Source organism: Methylobacterium gnaphalii, from assembly GCF_007992215.1.
GTDB classification, from domain to species: Bacteria; Pseudomonadota; Alphaproteobacteria; order Rhizobiales; family Beijerinckiaceae; genus Methylobacterium; species Methylobacterium gnaphalii.
Genome location: NZ_BJZV01000116.1, coordinates 1 through 556, shown reverse-complemented (window position 1 = coordinate 556; position 556 = coordinate 1). Strand labels below are relative to the sequence as shown.

Here is a 556-nt window from a genome sequence, read left to right as displayed (position 1 = left end):
GCGGTGATCAGTCCTCCGCGACCCGCTCGATCAGCCGCCCTTTCTGCTGCTGCTGTTCGTGCCAACCACACAAGCCGCTCTCGTTCGCGTCTCTGGCGCAGCGCTTGAAGGTCTTGGTCGGGACGCCGTCAGCGGTCCTGGCTTTCTTCTTCGTGAGGGCCTGACAACGGGGTCGCTGGCTCATGGCGACGGCTTAGAGCTGACTGCGGCCGGCAGATCCGGTGGCGGTGGCGACGCGCTCTCGAGATCCACGAAGTAGATGCCGCACCGTGGAGCGTATTTTGGGGGACGCTTTGCTCCAAACCCACGCTCTGGCAGCGAATAGCGGCAGCGGGACAGGCCCTTCAGCACATCGTGCAACGGTGCTCTCGGGCCGAAGCGAGCCGCCAGCCCGACCAGGCGATATTCGCCCTTGCGATGCGGGCACAGGATGCAGGCCACGCGCACCTTGACCCATGGAAAATGCGCGAGGGTCGGCACCCACAGGCTGGCCATTTCGCTCCGACTCGGAGGAGAACATTCTGCGAACATAGAGGTCGCGGAACGAGCGGAGCAA

At 64.4% G+C, this 556-nt stretch carries 1 protein-coding gene; it reads right to left on the bottom strand.

The annotated features are described in order from the left end of the window. Positions 1-180: 180 nt before the first annotated feature. Positions 181-495, bottom strand: coding sequence for a hypothetical protein (locus tag MGN01_RS23340; protein WP_147049168.1), 315 nt, complete (start codon positions 493-495; stop codon positions 181-183). Positions 496-556 lie beyond the last annotated feature (61 nt).